We start from the raw sequence: 18,986 nt of genomic DNA on the forward strand, positions 1-18,986 counted from the left end.
GGGGCACGCCGCAGGCGTGCAAAGCGGCCCTCATCCGGCGGCTTGCGGGAGAAGGAACAAGATGCGCCCGCTCGCGGGAGAAGGGACGGCATGAGCCCGCTTGCGGGAAAAGGAACGGCATGCGCCCGCTCGCGGGGGAAGGAGAAGGAACGGCATGCCACCGCCCGCGGGAGAAGCGACCGCCTCGGCGCTGCGGGTCGAAGGTCGATACGCCCTGGGCCCGGCGATGCCGCGCGCGCCCGGTCGCGACCGGCCGGGCCGGGTATCCTGTGCCAATGGCCCCGCACGACGAGATCCTCACGCCCAGCCAGCTCAACACCCTGGCCCGCAGCCTGCTCGAGGATGCGTTCGCCCTGGTGCAGGTCGAGGGCGAGCTGGGCAACGTCTCGCGGCCGGCCTCGGGCCACCTCTACTTCACCCTCAAGGACGCGCGCGCCCAGGTGCGCTGCGCGATGTTCCGGCCCAAGAGCCAGTGGCTGCGGTTCCAGCCGCGCGAGGGCCTCAAGGTGGTCGCGCGCGGGCGCGTCACCCTGTACGAGGCGCGCGGCGACTACCAGGTCGTCGTCGATGCGTTGGAGGAAGCCGGCGAAGGCGCGCTGCGGCGCGCGTTCGAGGAACTGAAGGCGCGCCTGCAGGCCGAGGGCCTGTTCGACGCCGCGCGCAAGCGCCCGCTGCCGGCCTGGGTGCGCCGGCTGGGCGTGGTCACCTCGCCCGGCGGCGCCGCGGTGCGCGACGTGATCAGCGTGCTGGGCCGGCGCTTCCCGCTGCTCGAGATCGAGATCCTGCCGGTGGTCGTGCAGGGCGCGACCGCCGCGCCGCAGATCGTCGACATGCTGGCGCGGGCCGGCGCCTCGGGCCGCTACGACGCCCTGCTGCTGACCCGCGGCGGCGGCTCGCTGGAGGACCTCTGGGCCTTCAACGACGAGGCGCTGGTGCGCGCGGTGGCGGCCTCGCCGGTGCCGATCGTGGCCGCGATCGGGCACGAGACCGACTTCAGCCTCGCCGAGTTCGCCGCCGACCTGCGCGCGCCGACGCCCTCGGCCGCGGCCGAGCTGCTGGCGCCCGACCGGCTCGACCTGCGCGCGCGCCTGCAGGCGCTGCAGCGCCGCCACGCCAGCCAGTTCGCGCACCGCATGCGGCAGGCAGCGCAGCGCGCCGACCGCGCCGCGCTGCGCCTGCACGCGCAGCGCCCGCAGGCGCGGCTGGCCGCGCTGGCGCGTCGCGGCGAGGACGCGCTGCGGCGGCTGCGCGCGGCGTGGCGCGTGTGCCAGGAGCGGCGCCAGGCGCGCCTGCGCCACGCCCAGGCCGACCTGCGCGCGCAGCGCCCCGAGGCCCGCCTGGCGCAGGCGCGCGCGCGCCTGCTGGCGCTGCAGCCGCGGCTCGCGGCCGGGCTGCCGCGACGGCTGCACGGCGAGCGCGCGCGGCTGCTGGCGCTGGCGCGCGCGCTCGAGGCGGTGAGCCCGCTGGCGACCGTGGCGCGCGGCTACGCGATCCTGCTGCACGAGGACGGGCGCGTGGTGCGCGGCATCGGCGACGCCGCGCCGGGCGACGCGCTGCGCGGGCGGCTGGCCGACGGCGAGCTGCGCCTGCGCGTCGAGCCGGCCGGCGACTGAACGCCGCGCTCGCCCGGCGATCACGGCGGCCGGTGCACACTGCACACCCCCCGAGGGAGCATCGCGACCGCATGACCAAGGCCTCCGACCTGTTCGTCGCCGCGCTGGAAGCGCACGGCACCGAGTACGTGTTCGGCATCCCCGGCGAGGAGAACCTCGACCTGCTCGAATCGCTGCGGCGCTCGTCGATCCGGCTGGTGCTGACCCGCCACGAGCAGGCCGCCGGCTTCATGGCGGCCACCTACGGGCGGCTCACCGGCCGCGCCGGCGTGTGCCTGTCCACGCTGGGCCCGGGCGCGACCAACCTGGTGACCGCCGCCGCCTACGCCCAGCTCGGCGCGATGCCGATGCTGATGGTCACCGGCCAGAAGCCCATCCGCAGCAGCCGCCAGGGCCACTTCCAGATCGTGGACGTGGTGGACATGATGCGCCCGCTGACCAAGTACACGCGGCAGATCGTCTCCGCCGACAGCATCCCCGCCCGCGTGCGCGAGGCGTTCCGGCGCGCCGAGCAGGAGCGCCCCGGCGCCGTCCACCTGGAACTGCCGCAGGACGTCGCCGGCGACGAGACCGCGGCCGTGCCGATCCCGGCCAGCTTCTCGCGCCGCCCGGTGGCCGAGGACAAGGCCGTGGCGCAGGCCGCCGAGGCGATCGCGCGCGCGCGGCATCCGCTGCTGATGATCGGCGCCGGCGCCAACCGCAAGACCACCTCGCGCATGCTGCGCGGTTTCGTCGACAAGCTGGGCATCCCGTTCTTCAGCACCCAGATGGGCAAGGGCGTGGTGGACGAGACCCACCCGCTGTGGCTGGGCAACGCCGCGCTGTCCGACCACGATTTCGTCCACCGCGCGATCGACGCCGCCGACTGCATCCTCAACGTCGGCCACGACGTGATCGAGAAGCCGCCCTTCTTCATGCGCAAGGGCCGGCGCACGGTGATCCACGTCAACTACGGCGGCGCCGCGGTGGACGCGGTGTACTTCCCGCAGATCGAGGTCGTCGGCGACATCGCCAACAGCGTCTGGCAGCTGGCCGAGGCGCTGGCGCCGCAGCCGCACTGGGACTTCGCCTTCTTCGACCGCGTGCGCGCGGCGCTGCTGGCCGACATGCGCTCGCGCGCCGGCGACGACCGCTTCCCGATGACCGCGCCGCGGCTGGTCGCCGACGTCGCCCGGGCGATGGCGCCGGAGGACATCGTCTGCCTCGACAACGGCCTGTACAAGCTGTGGTTCGCGCGCGACTACCGCTGCCGCGGGCCCAACACCCTGCTGCTGGACAACGCCCTGGCCACCATGGGCGCCGGCCTGCCCAGCGCGATCGCCGCGCGCATCGTGCACCCCGACCGCCGCGTGCTGGCGGTGGCCGGCGACGGCGGCTTCATGATGAACTCGCAGGAACTCGAGACCGCCGTACGGCTGGGACTGGACCTCACCGTGCTGGTCCTGCGCGACGACGCCTACGGCATGATCAAGTGGAAGCAGTCGCACGAGGACTATCCCAACTTCGGCATGGACCTCGGCAACCCGGACTTCGTGAAGTACGCCGAAAGCTACGGCGCCCGCGGGCATCGACCGCGTTCGGCCGGGGAACTGCTGCCGATGCTGCGGCGCGCGCTCGATACCCCCGGCGTGGACCTGATCGACCTGCCGATCGACTACCGCGACGACGACCGCCTGCTCAACGAGGACATCCCGCGCCTGAGCGCGGCCGTGCAATGATCCTTCCCCCGTAGAAGCGCGCCGCGATGCGCCGCACGCCGCATCGCCGACCGCGGCCCGCTTCGCCGACGCCCGCCAGGAGCCCCTCATGCCCAAGGCCAAGAAGACCCCACGATCCGCCAAGTCGCCCGCGCGCCGCACCGGCAAGGCCGGCCTGGCGCGCCGCTACCCCTACTGGCTGGCCGGCGAGGCGGTCGCCGCCAACGCCGATCTCGACGTGCTGGACAAGTACACCGGCAAGGTCGCCACCCGCGTCGCCTTCGCCGACGCCGCGGCGGTGCGCAAGGCCATCGTCGCCGCCTACAAGGCGCGCGTGGCGATGGCCGCCTTCCCGCCCGACAAGCGCCGCGACGCGCTCGAACACTGCGTGCGCCGTTTCGAGGAACGCTTCGAGGAACTGGCGCTGGCGCTGTGCATCGAGGCCGGCAAGCCGATCAGGGACGCCCGCGGCGAGGTGACCCGCCTGATCGACACCTTCCGCATCGCCGCCGGCGAGGCCACCCGCATCGAGGGCGAGACCATCGAGCTGCAGATCTCCGAGCGCACCCGCGGCTACCGCGGCATCGTCAAGCGGGTGCCGGTCGGCGTGTGCAGCTTCATCACCCCGTTCAACTTCCCGCTCAACCTGGTCGCGCACAAGGTCGCCCCGGCGATCGCCGCCGGCTGCCCGTTCGTGCTCAAGCCCGCCGCCAAGACCCCGGTCGGCGCGCTGATCATCGGCGAGATCCTGGCCGAGACCGACCTGCCGCGCGGTGCGTTCTCGGTCCTGCCGTGCAGCAACGAGGACGCCGCCGCGCTGACCGAGGACGAGCGCATCGCGTTGCTGAGCTTCACCGGCGGCCTGGTCGGCTGGGACCTGAAGGCCCGCGCCGGCCGCAAGAAGGTCACCCTGGAACTGGGCGGCAACGCCGCCTGCATCGTCGATGCCGATCCCGGCGCGCCGCTCGACCACGTCGTCGAGCGCCTGGTGTTCGGCGCCTACTACCAGTCCGGCCAGAGCTGCATCAGCGTGCAGCACATCCTGGTCCACCGCGACCTCTACGAGCGCGTGCGCCGCAAGCTCAAGGCCAAGGTGGCCGCGCTGCGCATGGGCGACCCGCGCGACGAGAACACCTTCATCGGCCCGGTGATCGACGAGGACGCCGCCAAGCGCATCGAGTCCTGGGTGGAGGCGGCCCGCAAGGGCGGCGCCAAGCGCCTGGCCGGCGGCCCGCGCCAGGGCAACATGCTGCCGGCCACGCTGATGGAGCGGGTGCCGCGCGACAGCGACCTGTACCGGCAGGAAGTGTTCGGCCCGGTCGCCTGCCTGCACCCCTTCGACGACTTCGAGGCCGCGCTCGACACCGTCAACGCCAGCGAGTTCGGCCTGCAGGCCGGCGTCTTCACCGCCGACCTCGGCCACGCCATGCGCGCCTGGGACCGGCTGGAGGTCGGCGGCGTGATCGTCGGCGACGTGCCCAGCTTCCGCGTCGACAATATGCCGTATGGAGGCGTCAAGGGCTCCGGCCTCGGCCGCGAGGGCGTGCGCTACGCCATCGAGGACATGACCGAGCAGCGATTGCTGGTGATCAAGCACTGAGGTCGCGGCCGGCGGCCGCGCTCAGGCCGACGGCTCCGGGCGCCCGTAGTAGTAGCCCTGGCCGAAGCCGCAGCCGAGCTGCAGCAGCAGATCCCGCTGCTGCAGCGTCTCGATGCCCTCGCCGATGGTCTCGATGCCGAGGTTGCTGGCCAGCGCCAGGATCGCGCGGACCAGCGCCAGGCTCTCGGCGCTGGAAGCGCCGTCGAGGCCGGCGATGAAGCTGCGATCGATCTTGATCGACTGGATCGGGAAGCGGTGCAGGTAGGACAGCGCCGAGAAGCCGGTGCCGAAGTCGTCGAGCAGCACCAGCACGCCGCGCTCGCGCAGCGCGCCGAGCATGCGGCGCGCGCGCGGGGCGTCGTCGAGCAGCGCGACCTCGGTGATCTCGATGCGCAGCCGCCCCGGGTCGGCGCCGGCGTCGTCGAGCAGGCGCAGCAGGCGGTCGGCGAAGTCCTCCGAGCGGAAATGCCGCGGCGAGACGTTGATCGAGACGTAGCCGGCGGGCTGCCGGCTCAGCCAGCGCACCACGTGGCGGTACATCAGCCAGTCCACCTGTTCGATCAGGCCGCTGTCCTCGCCCACCCCGATGAAGGCGTCCGGGCCGAGCAGCCCGCGCTGCTCGTGGCGCCAGCGCAGCAGCGCCTCGTGGCCGACGACCGCGCCGTCGCGCAGGCGCACGATCGGCTGGAAGTGCGGCTCGAAATCGTCGGCCAGGATGGCGCGGCGCAGGTCGGCCTCGAGGTCGAGCAGCCGCATCGCCTCGGCGCGCATCTGCTCGTCGAACAGCGCGCTGCGGTCGCGGCCGAGCGCCTTGGCGCGGTACATCGCCGCATCGGCGTCGCGCAGCATCTCGTCGCCGCGGCGATAGCGCGGCTGCCAGCAGGCGATGCCGATGCTGGCCGAGGGGAACAGCTCACGCCCGGCGATCCACATCGGCCGGCCCAGCTCGACCAGCAGGCGCGCGGCCACGTGCTGCGCCAGCCGCGGCTCGGGCACCTCCTGCAGCAGCACCGCGAACTCGTCGCCGCCCAGGCGCGCCACGGTATCGCCGGCGGCCAGCGCGCGGCGCACGCGGCGGCCGGCCTCGACCAGCAGGTCGTCGCCGGCGGCATGGCCGACGCTGTCGTTGACCAGCTTGAAGCGGTCGAGATCGAAGAACAGCACCGCGAACGGCCCGGCCTCGCCGGCCTGCACCGCGGCGATCGCCGCGTCCAGCTTCTCCAGCAGGTGCTCGCGGTTGGGCAGGCCGGTGAGCTGGTCGTGGCGCGCCTGGTGGATCAGGCGCTGCTCGGCGCGGGTGCGCTCGCCCACCAGCGCGCGCAGCTCGCGGTTGGCCTCGCGCAGCTCGCGCGTGCGCGCCTCGACCCGGGATTCCAGCTCGGCGTGTGCGGCCTTCAGCGAGTCCTGCGCGCGCTTGCGCGACAGCGCGCCGCCGATGTGGTGGGCGACGAAGGTCAACAGCTCCTGGTCGCGCGCGTCGAAATCGACGTCCTCGGTATAGCTCTGCACCGCGATCGCGCCGATCGCCACCCCGTCGCGCACCAGCGGCACGCCCAGCCAGCAGTGCGCGCGCGAGCCCTGGCTGCGCACGTCGCCGGCCGCCTCCAGGCGGTCGATGGTGCTGCGGTCGGCCAGCAGCGCCTGCCCGGTGCGGATCACGAATTCGGTCAGCCCGCGGGCGAGCTGCCGCGGCGGGCGCACCGTGTCGCGCGCATCCACCGAGTACGGGAACTCGATGCGGGCGCCGTCGCCGCCGAGCATGGCGATGTAGAAGTTCTCCGCGTACAGCAGCCCGCTGACCACCTCGTGCACGTCGGCGTAGAAGCGGGTCAGGCTGCCGGCCTCCACCGACATCTCGCTGATCCGGTACAGCGCGCGCTGCAGGCGCTCGGCGCGCTGGCGCTCGACGATCTCCGCCTGCAGCACCCGGTTGGCGCGCTGCAGCTCGCGGGTGCGCTCGTCGACGCGGCGCTCCAGCTCGCGCTGCGCGTGCTTGCGGTCCAGCGCGGTCAGGATGTGCTGCGCCACGTACTCCAGCAGCGCGCGGTCCTCCACGCTGTAGCTGTCCGGCACCTCGTAGTTCTGCACCACGATCGCGCCGCACACGCGGCTGCCGCGGCGCACCGGCACGCCCAGCCAGTCGGCGCTGTCGGGGCCGTGCCGGGGATCGGCCGCCACGCCCAGCCGCGCGCGGATCGCCGCCGGCGCCCCGAACAGCGGCTGCCCGTAGCGCAGCAGCGCGGCGGTCAGGCTGTTGGGCAGGTCGTCGAGCGGGATCTCGCGTTCCGGATCCGCCTTCCAGGCGTCGATGCGGTCGGCGAAGTAGAGGAAGCGCACCGTCTCGCGCAGGTCGTCGTAGAGCACGATGTAGAAGTTCTCGGCCGACATCAGCGCGGCGACCACCGCGTGCACCCGCGCCAGCATGTGCTGCATCTCCAGCGACGAGCCGGACAGGTCGGCGATCTCGTAGAGCGCCTGCTGCAGGCGTTCGGACTTCTGCAGCGCGCGGACCTGCGCCCGCGCGCGCTCGGCGCGCACCGCCAGCGCCACCGCGCTCTCGGCCAGCCGCAGCCAGCGCGCGCGCATGGCCGCATCCAGCGGCCGCCGCGCCCGCGCCGCCACCGCCACCCGCATGCCCAGTTCTTCCCAGAGCAGGTCGAGGCCGGACTCGCCCTCCGGGCCGATCCCCGCCAGCGCCGCCGCGGCGCGCCGGTTCAGGGCGTCCGCGGCGCCGGGCGTGGCCGCCCGGCCCTCGCCCAGGCGCGGATCGCGCCAGTGCACGGCCACCTCCCCGCCCTCGGGCAGCAACGCCGCCAGATGGTCCCGCAGCAGTTCCGCGCTGTCCATCGGTCCGGTCCGCGCCGGTGCTTCCAGAGTGTTCTCGGTCTCGTGCACGCGCTGCGCCGCTCCTGCTGGTGCGAAGCATAACGGCAGCCGCGCCCGCGGCAGCACGGATTCTTCACCCCGCACGCCGCGCCCGGGCGTTGGCCTGCCGGCCATGCCCCTGCCCGCCCGTCCACCCGCGATCCGCGCCGTCCCGCGCGAGGTCGGCATCCGCGCCCCGCGGCGCGCCCTCCCCGCGCCGCGGCGCTTCACCTGCGGCGGCCGAATGCTTAACCTGCGCGCGGTGAGCGATGCCTCCGCCCGGACCGCAGACGACGACAGCGACGAAGCCCTGATGCAGGCCTATGCCGGCGGCCGGGCGTCGGCGTTCGAGGCCCTGTACGCGCGGCACCGCCAGCGGTTGTACCGGTTCCTGCTGCGCCAGCTGCGCGATCCCGCGCTGGCCGACGAGCTGTACCAGGACGTCTGGCAGCGGGTGATCGCCGCGCGCGCCGACTGGCGTCCGGACGCCGGCTTCGCCTCCTGGCTGTACCGGATCGCGCGCAACCGCCTGGCCGATCACTGGCGCGCCGCCCGCCATCGCCCGCCGCCGCCGCAGGACGCCGAATCGCGCCTGGCCCGTGTACCGGACGACGACACCCCGGAGACTACGCTGGACGAACACGAGCGCCGCGCCCGCCTGCAGGCCGCGCTGGACGAACTGCCGGACGAACAGCGCGAGGTGGTGCTGCTGCGGCTGGAGCAGGAACTGACCCTGGAGGAGATCGGCGCCGTCACCGGCGTCGGACGCGAGACCGTGAAATCCCGGCTGCGCTACGCGATGGACAAGCTCAGGGGGCGGCTGGCGCCATGAGCCATCGCGACCGCACGCCGCTCGACGCCGAGGAGCGCGCCCTGGCCGCGCAGCTGGCCCGTCATGCGCCCGCGCAGGGCCCGTCGGCGGAGCTGGACGCGCGCGTACTGGCGATGGCGCGCGCGGCGGCCGGCGACGGCGGGACCGACGCCGACGCCGCCGTCGCCCCCGCCCCGCTGCACGGACGCGGCCGTCGGCGCCGCCGCCGCTGCGCCCGCGCCGGCGATGCCGGCGCTCCCGCCCGCCCCCGTGTCCGCCCCCCTGTCCGCCGCCGAGCCGACGGATGCCGACCGGCCGCACGGCCAGCCCCGGCCGCAAGCCGAGGCCGTCGAACCCGCCTCGGCGCGGGCCTTGCGCGCGCTGCCGCCGCCTCCGCCGGCGCCGCCCGCGCCCCCGGTCGCGTTCGATGCGCCGGTGCCGCTCGACGCGCCCGCGACGGACGCCGCGACGCAGGCCGACGAGGACCTGGACGAATCGCCGCCGGCGACCGCGGACTCTCCGGAGGTGCACCGCGCCTGGCTGCAGCGCATCCGCGAGCTGCGCGATGCGGGCCGGCTGCGCGAGGCGCGCGAGAGCCTCGCCGAATGGCGCAACCGCTATCCCTGGCTGGCGGTGCCGGACGACCTGAAGCCGCTCGCCGATCCGCCATGAGCCGCGCATGAGCCGCGACACCCTCGCCGCGCCCGCCGAGCACCTGCTCGAAGTGCGGCACAGCCGATTCCTGGTGCGCGCCGCGCCCGCCGACAGCGCGGACGCAGCGATGGCGCACGTGCGCGCGGTCGCGGTGCCCGAGGCGACCCACAACTGCTGGGCCTGGCGGATCGGCGCCGAATACCGCTCCAGCGACGACGGCGAGCCCGCCGGCACCGCCGGCCGGCCGATCCTGGCCGCCATCGACGGCCAGGGCTTCGACCGCGTGGCGGTGGTGGTCACGCGCTGGTTCGGCGGCATCAAGCTCGGCGCCGGCGGCCTGGTGCGCGCCTACGGCGGGGCCGCGGCCGAATGCCTGCGGCTGGCCCCGCGCGCGCCGCTGATCGAGGAGACCGAACTGATCCTGCGCGCCGGCTTCGACGATCTGGGCAGCGTGCACCAGGCGCTCGCGCTGCATGATGCCGACAAGCTGGAGGAAGCCTTCGACGCCGCCGGCGCGCGCTTCCGCTTGCGCCTGCCGGCCGACCGCGTGGAGGCGCTGCGCCGGCACCTGCGCGACGCGACCCGCGATCGCGTGCGCATCGACGCGCCGGCCTGAAGCGCGGCGCGGGGCGGGCCGGCGCGGCCCTTCCCGTACACTGGACGGCCGCGATCCGGTCCTTCGTCCTTCCCCATGGTCCAGCCCCCACCCGACTCCGCAGACGCGCGCGGCGGCAAGGCGCCGCTCGGCGTGCTGCGCACCCTGCTGCCGTTCCTGGCGCGGCAGCGCGGCCTGCTGATCGCGTGGTTGCTGGCGCTGGCGGCCTCCACCGCCGCCACCCTGAGCCTGCCGGTCGCGGTCGGGCAGATGATCGATCGCGGCTTCAGCGACGCCGACAACATCAATGCCGCGTTCGCGCTGCTGTTCGCGGTGGCGCTGGCCCTGGCGCTGGCCACCGCGGCGCGCTTCTACTTCGTCTCGCTGCTGGGCGAACGGGTCATCGCCGACCTGCGCATGCGCCTGTACGCGCACCTGGTCGGGCTGGACCAGGCCTTCTACGAGCGCAACCGCAGCGGCGAGCTGGTGTCGCGCCTGTCGGCCGACACCGAGCTGCTGCGCGGCGTGGTCGGCTCCGGCATGTCGGTGGCGCTGCGCAGCGTGGTGATGGTGATCGGCAGCCTCACCATGCTCGTGGTCACCAGCCCGCGGCTGGCGGCCTGGACCCTGATCGGCATTCCGCTGTTCGTGCTGCCGCTGGTGCTGGGCGGGCGGCGCCTGCAGAAGATCGCGCGGCAGAGCCAGGACCGCGTGGCGGACGCCAACATGCTCGCCGCCGAGACCCTGGGCGCGATCCGCACCGTGCAGGCGCACGCCCACGAGCCCTGGGAACGCGGCCGCTTCGACGACGCGGTCAGGCGCTCGGTCGCCACCGCGCGCAAGCGCATCGGCACCCAGGCGGTGGTGACCGCGATCGCGATCACCGCGATCTTCGGCGCCATCACCGTGGTGCTGTGGTCGGGCGCGCACGACGTGGTGGACGGCCGCCTGAGTCCGGGCACGCTGGGCCAGTTCGTGCTCTACGCGCTGATGGGCGGCGGCTCGGTCGGCGCCCTGGCCGAGGTCTGGAACGAACTGCAGCGCGCGGCCGGCGGCATGGGCCGGATCAACGAACTGCTGGTGGAACGGCCCACCCTGCGCGCGCCGGAGCGGCCGGCGCCGCTGCCGTTGCCGTTGCGCGGCGAGGTGCGGCTGCAGGACGTGGTCTTCCACTATCCCGGGCGCGACGCCGTACCCGCGCTCGACGGCGTCGATCTGCACGTGCGCCCCGGCGAGACCGTCGCCCTGGTCGGGCCCTCCGGGGCCGGCAAGAGCACCGTGTTCGCGCTGCTGCTGCGCTTCCACGACCCGCAGGTCGGGCGGGTGGAGGTGGACGGGCTGGACGTGCGCACGCTCGATCCGGCCGCGCTGCGCGGGCAGATCGCGCTGGTGCCGCAGCAGCCCACGATCTTCGCCGCCAGCGCGCGCGACAACATCCGCTACGGGCGCCTGGACGCCACCGACGCCGAGGTCGAGGCCGCCGCGCGCGCGGCCGAGGCCGACGACTTCATCCGCGCCCTGCCCGCCGGCTACGACGAGCAGCTGGGCGAGCGCGGCGCGCGGCTGTCGGGCGGGCAGCAACAGCGCATCGCGATCGCCCGCGCGCTGCTGCGCGATGCGCCGATCCTGCTGCTCGACGAGGCGACCTCGGCATTGGACGCGCAGAGCGAGCGCGCGGTGCAGCAGGCGCTGGAGACCCTGATGCGCGGGCGCACCACCCTGGTCATCGCCCACCGCCTGGCCACCGTGCTCAAGGCCGACCGCATCGTGGTGATGGACCAGGGCCGCATCGTCGCCGAGGGCCGGCACGAGGCCCTGCTCGCCGAGGGCGGGCTGTACGCGGAACTGGCGCGGCTGCAGTTCCTGGACTGACGGTCGCGAACGGCATGGGGCTGCGCGCCTTCCGCACGATCCGGCAATCGCGCATGTTCCGCGGCGCATCGCTCCTGCTCGGCGCGGTGGCCGCGCTGTTGTCCGGCGGCTGCGACAAGGTCGCCCGGCAGACGCTCTACGATCGCGACGGCCTGGTCGCGACCCGGATCGAACGGCGCTATCACGACTGGAGCACCGGCACCGATCGGACCGCGGTGGGATACAAGATCCGGTTCAGGGGCGAGGCGCTGTGCGGCGAACGGCTCACCCGCCTGCTGTACGCCGATGCCCCGGAACGCGCGCCCTACGTGCCGAGGCATTGCCCCGTCGCCGCCGAGGCCGCCGGCCGCGCCGGATTGCTGGCCTTCCTCGACGTCTCGAGCATCGGCGATCCGCGGCTGGCGCGGCTGTACGTGGACCGCGGCGAACTGGTGGTCGAGCGCCTGCTCGACGAGCGTCCGGAGAGACTGCACAGCGGTCGCTTCCTGCCGCCGCGGATCGACGGCTGGAGCCGGATCGCGACCCCGGCCGGCGACACGCTGATGATCGCGCACGACCCGTTGCGTATCGTCGATCTGGGCCGCGGCGAGCTGCTGGACATCGAGGACGGCACCGCCTTGCTGATCGACCGTTGGCGGCCGCCGGCCGGGGTCGCCGCGACCTTCCACGCGGTCCGCCTGGCCGACGGCACGCGCCTGGCCAGCCTGGAGATGCCGGCGCCCTGCCTCGCTCTTCCCGACCTGCAGCTGGACGAACCGCGCGCCCGCCTGCCCGCCGCGCAGGGGCGAGCGCGGATCGATTTCGACGAGGTGCCGGCCTGGCGCCGGACGGTGCTGAGCTGGCGGCCGGACGCCGCCGAGCTGACCCCGGCGATGCCCTGCGATCGCGCCGGGCGCGCGGCGGCGGGATGATGCCGGCGCAAGGAGCGCGGCGCCTCTGCACCGGCGCCGGCGCAGCCGCCGCGCGTCAGGCGATCTCGACCACCGGGATCTTGCCGATCCGCGCCTGCCATTCGCGCGGGCCGGTCCGGTGCACGGATTCGCCGGTCGAATCGACCGCGACGGTCACCGGCATGTCGCGGACCTCGAACTCGTAGATCGCCTCCATGCCGAGGTCCTCGAACGCGACCACCCGCGCGGCCCGGATCGCCTTGGAGACCAGGTAGGCCGAGCCGCCGACGGCCATCAGGTACACCGCCTTGTGGTCGCGGATCGCCTCGATCGCGGCGTCGCCGCGCTCGGCCTTGCCGACCATGCCGAGCAGGCCGGTGCGCTCCAGCATGCGCCGGGTGAACTTGTCCATGCGGGTGGCGGTGGTGGGGCCGGCCGGGCCGACCACCTCGTCGCGCACCGGATCGACCGGGCCGACGTAGTAGATGAAGCGGTCGGTGAAATCGACCGGCAGCGTCTCGCCGCGATCGAGCATGTCCACCATGCGCTTGTGCGCGGCGTCGCGGCCGGTCAGCAGCCGGCCGTTGAGCAGCAGCACTTCGCCCGGCTTGAACCGCGCGACGTCCTCGCGGGTGATCGTGTCCAGGTCCACCCGGCGCGCGTTGGCGGGGCTGTAGGTGAGCTTCGGCCAGTCATCGAGCGACGGCGGCTCCAGCGCCACCGGGCCGCTGCCGTCGAGGGTGAAGTGCGCGTGCCGGGTGGCGGCGCAGTTCGGGATCATCGCCACCGGCAGGTTGGCGGCGTGGGTCGGGTAGTCGCGGATCTTGATGTCGAGCACGGTGGTCAGGCCGCCCAGGCCCTGCGCGCCGATGCCCAGCGCGTTGACCTTCTCGTACAGCTCGAGCCGCAGTTCCTCGATGCGGCTGGACGGGCCGCGCGCGATCAGGTCCTGGATGTCGATCGGCTCCATCAGCGATTCCTTCGCCAGCAGCATCGCCTTCTCCGCGGTGCCGCCGATGCCGATGCCGAGCATGCCCGGCGGGCACCAGCCGGCGCCCATCGTCGGCACCGTCCGGAGCACCCAGTCCACGATGGAATCGGAGGGATTGAGCATGGCGAACTTCGACTTCGCCTCCGAGCCGCCGCCCTTGGCCGCGACGATCACGTCCACCGTGCTGCCGGGCACGATCCTGACGTTGACCACCGCCGGCGTGTTGTCCCGGGTGTTGCGGCGGGCGCCGGCGGGATCGGCCAGCACGCTGGCGCGCAGCGGATTGTCGGGGTGCGCGTAGGCACGGCGCACGCCCTCGTTGACCGCGTCCTCGAGCGAGCCGGTGAAGCCCGCCCAGCGCACGTCCATGCCCACGTCCAGGAACACGGTGACGATGCCGGTGTCCTGGCAGATCGGGCGATGGCCCTCCGCGCACATGCGCGAGTTGATCAGGATCTGCGCCATCGCGTCCTTGGCCGCGGGCGATTGCTCGCGCTCCCAGGCGGCGGCGAGGTTCCGGATGTAGTCCACCGGATGGTAGTAGCTGATGTACTGCAGGGCGTCGGCGATCGACTGGATCAGGTCGTCCTGGCGGATCGGCGCGGGGGTGCGGATCGATGAAGCGGGGGGATGGGCGGTCACGGCTGGCCTTCGCGGCTGGCGGATGGAAATCCGCCCATTCTACGCCCGGCGCCCGCGCAAGGCCGGCCGCCTCACAGCCGCCGCCCGGTCTCCGGATCGAACACGTGCAGGTGCGCGGCGTCGAGCCGCAGCGGCAGCGCGGCGCCGGGCTGCGGCAGCTCGCCGGGCGGCAGACGCGCGATCAGCGGATGCGCGCCGTGGCGCAGGTTGACGAAGACCTCGTTGCCGACCGGCTCCACCACCTCCACCGTCGGCGCGAAGCCGCCATCGCCGCCGCGCTGCAGGTGCTCGGGGCGGATGCCCACGTCCAGCTCGCGCCCCGCCCACGCCTCGCGCAGGCCCTCGCCCGCCAGCGGCAGGCGGCTGCCGTCGTCGAGCGCCAGCGCCCAGCCGTCCTCGCGCGCCAGCCGCCCGCGCAGCACGTTCATCGCCGGGCTGCCGAGGAAGGTCGCCACGAACAGGTTGGCCGGGCGTTCGTAGAGCGCCATCGGAGTGTCGATCTGCTGGATCTCGCCGCGGTCGAGCACCACGATGCGCTGGCCCAGCGTCATCGCCTCGATCTGGTCGTGGGTCACGTAGATCATGGTGGCGCCGAGCTGCCGGTGCAGGTGCGCGATCTCCACCCGCATCGACATGCGCAGCTTGGCGTCGAGGTTGGACAGCGGCTCGTCGAGCAGGAACACCTGCGGATTGCGCACCAGCGCCCGGCCCAGCGCCACGCGCTGGCGCTGGCCGCCGGAAAGCTGTCCCGGCTTGCGCTCCAGCAGCGCGTCGAGTTCCAGCGTGGCCGCGGCCTCGCGCACGCGCGCCTCGACGGTGGCGCGATCGTGGCCGCGCAGCTTGAGGCCGAAGGCCAGGTTCTCGGCCACGCTCATGTGCGGGTACAGCGCGTAGGACTGGAACACCATCGCGATGTCGCGGTCCTTCGGCGCGACGTCGTTGACCACCCGGTCGCCGATGCGCAGGGTGCCGCCGCTGATCGATTCTAGGCCGGCGATCATCCGCAGCAGCGTGGACTTGCCGCAGCCCGAGGGCCCGACCAGGACCAGCAGCTCGCCGTCGGCGACCTCGAACGTCGCGCCGGCGACGCCGACGTAGCCGTTCGGATAGACCTTGCGCACCTCGTCCAGATCGACCCTGGCCATCCTCCCTCCTGCTCGCGCCGCTCGGCGGCGGCGTCTTCGTAGTGCGGCGGCGCACGATCGCGCGACCGCAGTCGTCGGTTATTCTGACATGTAATCGTTTACAGTCACGCCTGCCGACGCCCGCCGCGCGCGACCGGCCGCAACGCGGCGGTGGCCGGCGTCGGTCGAGCGCCGCCTCGCGTCCGTGCCGACGTTGGGGGATGCGAGACGTTTTGGTATCGTTCATGGCGATCCAGAGCACCGGCCTCGCGCCCCGACCCCGGGCGGGCGCCGGCGCGGCCGCGCGGCGTGCGCCGGCGGCCGCCGCCTGGCCGTCCCCTGCCGGTCCGACCTGAAGTTCCCCACGGAGCTGCGATGCACGACACCCTGTTGTTGTTCGGTGCCACCGGCGATCTCGCCCAGCGCTACCTGTTTCCCTCCCTGCTGCACCTGCTGCGCGACCGCCTGCTGCCGGAGCGCTTCCGCATCGTCGCGGTGGGGCGCACGGATTACGACGACACCGGTTTCCGCGACTGGCTGCGCGGCCGCATCGACGACGGCGACGCCCGCAACCGCGAGGCGCTGGAGGACGTGCTGGGGCGCATCCGCTACCACCCGCTGGACCTGCGCGACGCCGACGCCATCGCCGCGGCGCTGGCGCGCTACGCCGACCGGCCGAGCGTGAGCTACCTGTCCACCCCGCCCGACCTGTTCGCCCCGGCCTGCCGCGGGCTCAAGGCCGCCGGCCTGCTGGAGGACCCGTCGCGGCTGGTGCTGGAGAAGCCGATCGGCCACGACCTCGCCTCCGCGCGCGAGATCAACGCCACCCTCAAGGCCAGCCTGGACGAGTCGCGGATCTTCCGCATCGACCACTACCTGGGCAAGGCGCCGGTGCAGAACCTGCTGGCGCTGCGCTTCGGCAACACCCTGCTGGAGGCGGTGTGGCAGCACCGCTGGATCGAGTCGGTGGACATCGTCGTGGCCGAGACCGCCGGCGTCGACGGCCGCGAGGGCTACTACGCCGGCTACGGCGCGCTGCGCGACATGGTGCAGAACCACATGCTGCAGCTGCTGGCGCTGATCGCGATGGAGCCGCCTGCCTCGCTGGATGCCGACAGCGTGCGCGACGAGAAGCGCAAGGTGCTGCGCGCGCTGCGCCCGATGACCGCCGCCGACGCCGGCCGCGACAGCGTGCGCGGCCGCTACGGCGACGGCGTGGTCGACGGCGAGGCGGTCAAGGGCTTCCGCCACGAGCGCGAGGTCGAGACCTTCGTCGCCCTGCGCGCGTGGATCGACAACTGGCGCTGGGCCGGGGTGCCGTTCCGGCTGATGACCGGCAAGCGCATGCCCGCGCGCGCGACCGAGGTGGTGGTGTCGTTCCGCCCGGTCTCGCACTGGCTGTTCGAGCGCCCGTCCCGGGACCGCGCCGCGCCCAACCGGCTGCGCATGCGCCTGCAGCCGCAGGAGACCATCGAGCTCGGGCTGATGGGCAGCCTGGCGGCGCCCGAATGGGGCGCCACCGAACTGCAGCCGATGTCGCTCGACCTCACCATGTCGCCCACGCCCAAGCGCCGCATCGCCTACGAGCGGCTGATGATCGACGCGCTCAAGGGCGACCAGACCCTGTTCGTGCGCGACGACGAGGTCGAGGCCGCCTGGCGCTGGATCGACAGCGTCAGCGACGCCTGGGCCGAGGCCGGCACGCCGATCGAGGACTACCCCGCCGGCTCCTGGGGCCCGGCCTCGGCGGCGCCGTTCCTGCCCAACGTGATTTCCGGCAACGGGAAGCGGCGATGAACCACGGCGCGATCGCGAACGGCCAGCCGCGGCGTTTCCTGCTCGCCGACATCGGCGGCACCAACGCCCGCTTCGCGCTGGCCGATCCGGCGGCGGAGATGCCGCTGCTGCTCGACAGCGTGCAGGGCTTCCCGGTCGCCGAGTTCCCCTCGCTGGCCGAGGCCGCGCGCCACTACCTGGAGCGGACCCAGGCGTCGGTGGATGCCGGCGTGTTTGCCGTGGCCGGCCGCGTCGAGGGCGACGAGGCGCGCATCACCAACCACCCCTGGGTGATCGCGCGCGCCCGCCTGCGCGCGCAGCTCGACCTGCGCGAGGTGGTGCTGATCAACGACTTCGCCGCCCAGGCGATGGCGATCCCGCTGCTGCGCGCCGACGACGTGGCCATCGTCGGCGGCGCGCCGTGGCGCCCGGGCATCGACGGCGACCGCACCTACGCCGTCATCGGCCCGGGCACCGGGCTCGGCGTCAGCGGGCTGCTGGTGCGCGACGGCCGCCGCTACCCGCTGGAGACCGAGGGCGGCCACGCCAGCTTCCCGCCGGGCACGCCCGAGGAGCTGACGATCCTGGACGTGCTGTCGCGGCAGTTCGGCCGCGTCTCCAACGAGCGGCTGATCTGCGGCCCGGGGCTGGTGAACATCCATCGCGCGCTGTCGGAGATCGCCGGCGTCGATCCCGGCCCGGTGCAGCCGGCCGACATCACCGCCCGCGCCGCGGCCGGCGATCCGCGCGCCGCGCGCGCGGTCGACGTGTTCTGCGCGGTGTTCGGCGCCATCGCCGGCGACGTGGTGCTTACCCTGGGCGCCTGGGACGGCGTGTTCCTGACCGGCGGGCTGGTGCCGCGCATGCTCGACGCGCTGCGCCACTCCGGCTTCCGCCAGCGCTTCGAGCACAAGGGCCGCTTCTCCTCCAACATGGCGCGGGTGCCCTCGGTCGCGGTGCTGCATCCGCACGCCGGCCTGCTCGGCGCCGCCGCGCTGGCGCAGGATCATGCACGGGAGCGCACGCCATGACCGCAGTCCCGCCCGAGCCCGCCCCCCACGCCGGCGACCCGCGGGTGTCGCTGTACACCTACGACTCCCCCACCCAGTGGGTCTGGGGCGCGGCGGTCACCCTGTCGGACGCGCTCGCGCGCGTGCTGGAGCGCAAGCCGCGCGCGCGCCTGCTGCTGTCCGGCGGCACCACCCCGGCGCCGGTGTACGCGGCGCTGGCGAAGGCGCCGCTGGCATGGGCGGATGTGGACGTCGCCCTGGTCGACGAACGCTGGCTGATGCCCGACGACCCGGACAGCAATGCGCGGCTGGTGCGCGAGTCGCTGCTGAAGGGCAATGCCGCCAAGGCCCGCTTCGAGACCCTGACCCGGCCCGGGCGCACGCTGCAGGAGGCGGTCGCCGCCGCCAACATGCACGCGCGCAACCCGCCCGACGTGGTGGTGCTGGGCATGGGCGAGGACGGCCATACCGCCTCGCTGTTCCCGCACATGCGCGAGCTGGACACCGCGCTGGCCACCTCGCAGCCCTACGTGGCGGTGGACGCCAGCGGCTGCGCGGGCGCCGGCCGCTGGGCCACCCGGATCAGCCTGACCCCGGCCGGGCTGCGCCCCGCCGGTACCCGGGTGATGCTGATCCGCGGCCAGCGCAAGCGCGAGCTGCTCGAGCGCGTCCTGGCCGGCGAGGACGCGCGCGAATACCCGGCGCGCATCGCCTTCACCACCCCGGGCGCACCCTTGCACGTCCACTGGTGCCCGTGACCGCCCGGCCGGGACGCCGGCGCCGCCCGGCGCACGCACGACGCGTCGCCGGCGGCCCTTCCCCCATCCGCGCGAACGACGCAGATCG

The 18,986-nt window shown here is 74.0% G+C and carries 14 protein-coding genes; 11 read left to right on the forward strand and 3 right to left on the reverse strand.

Going from position 1 to position 18,986, the window contains the following annotated elements; translation table 11 throughout:
• Window positions 1-275: 275 nt before the first annotated feature.
• From xseA to Z164_RS0110845, 3 genes are all read left to right on the forward strand, one after another.
• Window positions 276-1,613, forward strand: coding sequence for an exodeoxyribonuclease VII large subunit (gene xseA, locus Z164_RS0110835; RefSeq protein WP_024890718.1), 1,338 nt, complete (start codon window positions 276-278; stop codon window positions 1,611-1,613).
• 71 nt (window positions 1,614-1,684) lie between these two features.
• Window positions 1,685-3,331 (forward strand): acetolactate synthase large subunit, encoded by a 1,647-nt coding sequence (locus Z164_RS0110840; protein WP_024890719.1) that lies wholly within the window; start codon window positions 1,685-1,687, stop codon window positions 3,329-3,331.
• An 88-nt stretch (window positions 3,332-3,419) separates the two neighbouring features.
• Window positions 3,420-4,910, forward strand: coding sequence for an aldehyde dehydrogenase family protein (locus Z164_RS0110845; protein ID WP_081770151.1), 1,491 nt, complete (start codon window positions 3,420-3,422; stop codon window positions 4,908-4,910).
• Between the two features lie 21 nt (window positions 4,911-4,931).
• Here the strand turns inward: Z164_RS0110845 and Z164_RS0110850 are convergent, their stop codons facing one another.
• Complete coding sequence (locus Z164_RS0110850) at window positions 4,932-7,757, reverse strand: bifunctional diguanylate cyclase/phosphodiesterase (RefSeq protein WP_024890721.1); 2,826 nt, start codon at window positions 7,755-7,757, stop codon at window positions 4,932-4,934.
• 262 nt (window positions 7,758-8,019) lie between these two features.
• Here Z164_RS0110850 and Z164_RS20395 point away from each other — a divergent pair, with 262 nt between their 5' ends.
• The 5 genes from Z164_RS20395 (at window position 8,020) to Z164_RS0110875 (ending at window position 12,618) form a co-directional block, all read left to right on the forward strand.
• Window positions 8,020-8,607: an RNA polymerase sigma factor gene (locus Z164_RS20395; RefSeq protein ID WP_052338424.1), complete on the forward strand. Its 588-nt coding sequence runs from the start codon at window positions 8,020-8,022 to the stop codon at window positions 8,605-8,607.
• Between the two features lie 249 nt (window positions 8,608-8,856).
• Window positions 8,857-9,258, forward strand: coding sequence for a hypothetical protein (locus Z164_RS0110860; protein WP_152540924.1), 402 nt, complete (start codon window positions 8,857-8,859; stop codon window positions 9,256-9,258).
• A gap of 7 nt (window positions 9,259-9,265) precedes the next feature.
• The gene (locus Z164_RS20400; RefSeq protein ID WP_043689857.1) at window positions 9,266-9,856 is read left to right on the forward strand and encodes an IMPACT family protein; all 591 of its coding nucleotides are present in this window, start codon (window positions 9,266-9,268) and stop codon (window positions 9,854-9,856) included.
• A gap of 75 nt (window positions 9,857-9,931) precedes the next feature.
• Window positions 9,932-11,707 carry an ABC transporter transmembrane domain-containing protein gene (locus Z164_RS0110870; protein ID WP_024890878.1) on the forward strand — a complete coding sequence of 592 codons (1,776 nt, stop codon included), beginning with the start codon at window positions 9,932-9,934 and terminating at the stop codon, window positions 11,705-11,707.
• 14 nt (window positions 11,708-11,721) lie between these two features.
• Complete coding sequence (locus tag Z164_RS0110875; RefSeq protein ID WP_024890724.1) at window positions 11,722-12,618, forward strand: hypothetical protein; 897 nt, start codon at window positions 11,722-11,724, stop codon at window positions 12,616-12,618.
• A gap of 55 nt (window positions 12,619-12,673) precedes the next feature.
• Here the strand turns inward: Z164_RS0110875 and Z164_RS0110880 are convergent, their stop codons facing one another.
• Entirely contained in the window at window positions 12,674-14,185 is a 1,512-nt protein-coding gene (locus tag Z164_RS0110880; RefSeq protein WP_052338425.1) for a fumarate hydratase, read from the reverse strand.
• 116 nt (window positions 14,186-14,301) lie between these two features.
• Complete coding sequence (locus Z164_RS0110885; RefSeq protein WP_024890726.1) at window positions 14,302-15,375, reverse strand: ABC transporter ATP-binding protein; 1,074 nt, start codon at window positions 15,373-15,375, stop codon at window positions 14,302-14,304.
• Window positions 15,376-15,729: 354 nt separating this feature from the next.
• On the opposite strand from Z164_RS0110885, the gene zwf reads away from it, so the two are divergent.
• Genes zwf through pgl form a run of 3 tightly spaced genes read left to right on the forward strand, consistent with a single transcriptional unit; the run spans window position 15,730 to window position 18,898 of the window.
• Window positions 15,730-17,151, forward strand: a complete 1,422-nt coding sequence (zwf, locus tag Z164_RS0110890; protein ID WP_024890727.1) for a glucose-6-phosphate dehydrogenase — start codon at window positions 15,730-15,732, stop codon at window positions 17,149-17,151.
• Window positions 17,148-18,161: a glucokinase gene (gene glk / locus Z164_RS0110895; RefSeq protein ID WP_024890728.1), complete on the forward strand. Its 1,014-nt coding sequence runs from the start codon at window positions 17,148-17,150 to the stop codon at window positions 18,159-18,161. The genes zwf and glk overlap by 4 nt, the downstream gene beginning before the upstream one ends.
• Window positions 18,158-18,898: a 6-phosphogluconolactonase gene (gene pgl / locus Z164_RS0110900; RefSeq protein ID WP_024890729.1), complete on the forward strand. Its 741-nt coding sequence runs from the start codon at window positions 18,158-18,160 to the stop codon at window positions 18,896-18,898. The genes glk and pgl overlap by 4 nt, the downstream gene beginning before the upstream one ends.
• Window positions 18,899-18,986: the final 88 nt, after the last annotated feature.

The organism is Luteimonas huabeiensis HB2, from assembly GCF_000559025.1.
Taxonomy (GTDB): Bacteria; Pseudomonadota; Gammaproteobacteria; order Xanthomonadales; family Xanthomonadaceae; genus Luteimonas; species Luteimonas huabeiensis.

Coding starts and splice junctions, on each gene's coding strand:
- Z164_RS0110875 (WP_024890724.1), top strand. CDS start 11,722: ATGGGGCTGCGCGCCTTCCGCACGATCCGGCAATCGCGCATGTTCCGC.
- xseA (WP_024890718.1), top strand. CDS start 276: ATGGCCCCGCACGACGAGATCCTCACGCCCAGCCAGCTCAACACCCTG.
- Z164_RS0110850 (WP_024890721.1), bottom strand. CDS start 7,757: ATGGACAGCGCGGAACTGCTGCGGGACCATCTGGCGGCGTTGCTGCCC.
- Z164_RS20400 (WP_043689857.1), top strand. CDS start 9,266: ATGAGCCGCGACACCCTCGCCGCGCCCGCCGAGCACCTGCTCGAAGTG.
- Z164_RS20395 (WP_052338424.1), top strand. CDS start 8,020: ATGCTTAACCTGCGCGCGGTGAGCGATGCCTCCGCCCGGACCGCAGAC.
- Z164_RS0110870 (WP_024890878.1), top strand. CDS start 9,932: ATGGTCCAGCCCCCACCCGACTCCGCAGACGCGCGCGGCGGCAAGGCG.
- zwf (WP_024890727.1), top strand. CDS start 15,730: ATGCACGACACCCTGTTGTTGTTCGGTGCCACCGGCGATCTCGCCCAG.
- glk (WP_024890728.1), top strand. CDS start 17,148: ATGAACCACGGCGCGATCGCGAACGGCCAGCCGCGGCGTTTCCTGCTC.
- pgl (WP_024890729.1), top strand. CDS start 18,158: ATGACCGCAGTCCCGCCCGAGCCCGCCCCCCACGCCGGCGACCCGCGG.
- Z164_RS0110885 (WP_024890726.1), bottom strand. CDS start 15,375: ATGGCCAGGGTCGATCTGGACGAGGTGCGCAAGGTCTATCCGAACGGC.
- Z164_RS0110840 (WP_024890719.1), top strand. CDS start 1,685: ATGACCAAGGCCTCCGACCTGTTCGTCGCCGCGCTGGAAGCGCACGGC.
- Z164_RS0110845 (WP_081770151.1), top strand. CDS start 3,420: ATGCCCAAGGCCAAGAAGACCCCACGATCCGCCAAGTCGCCCGCGCGC.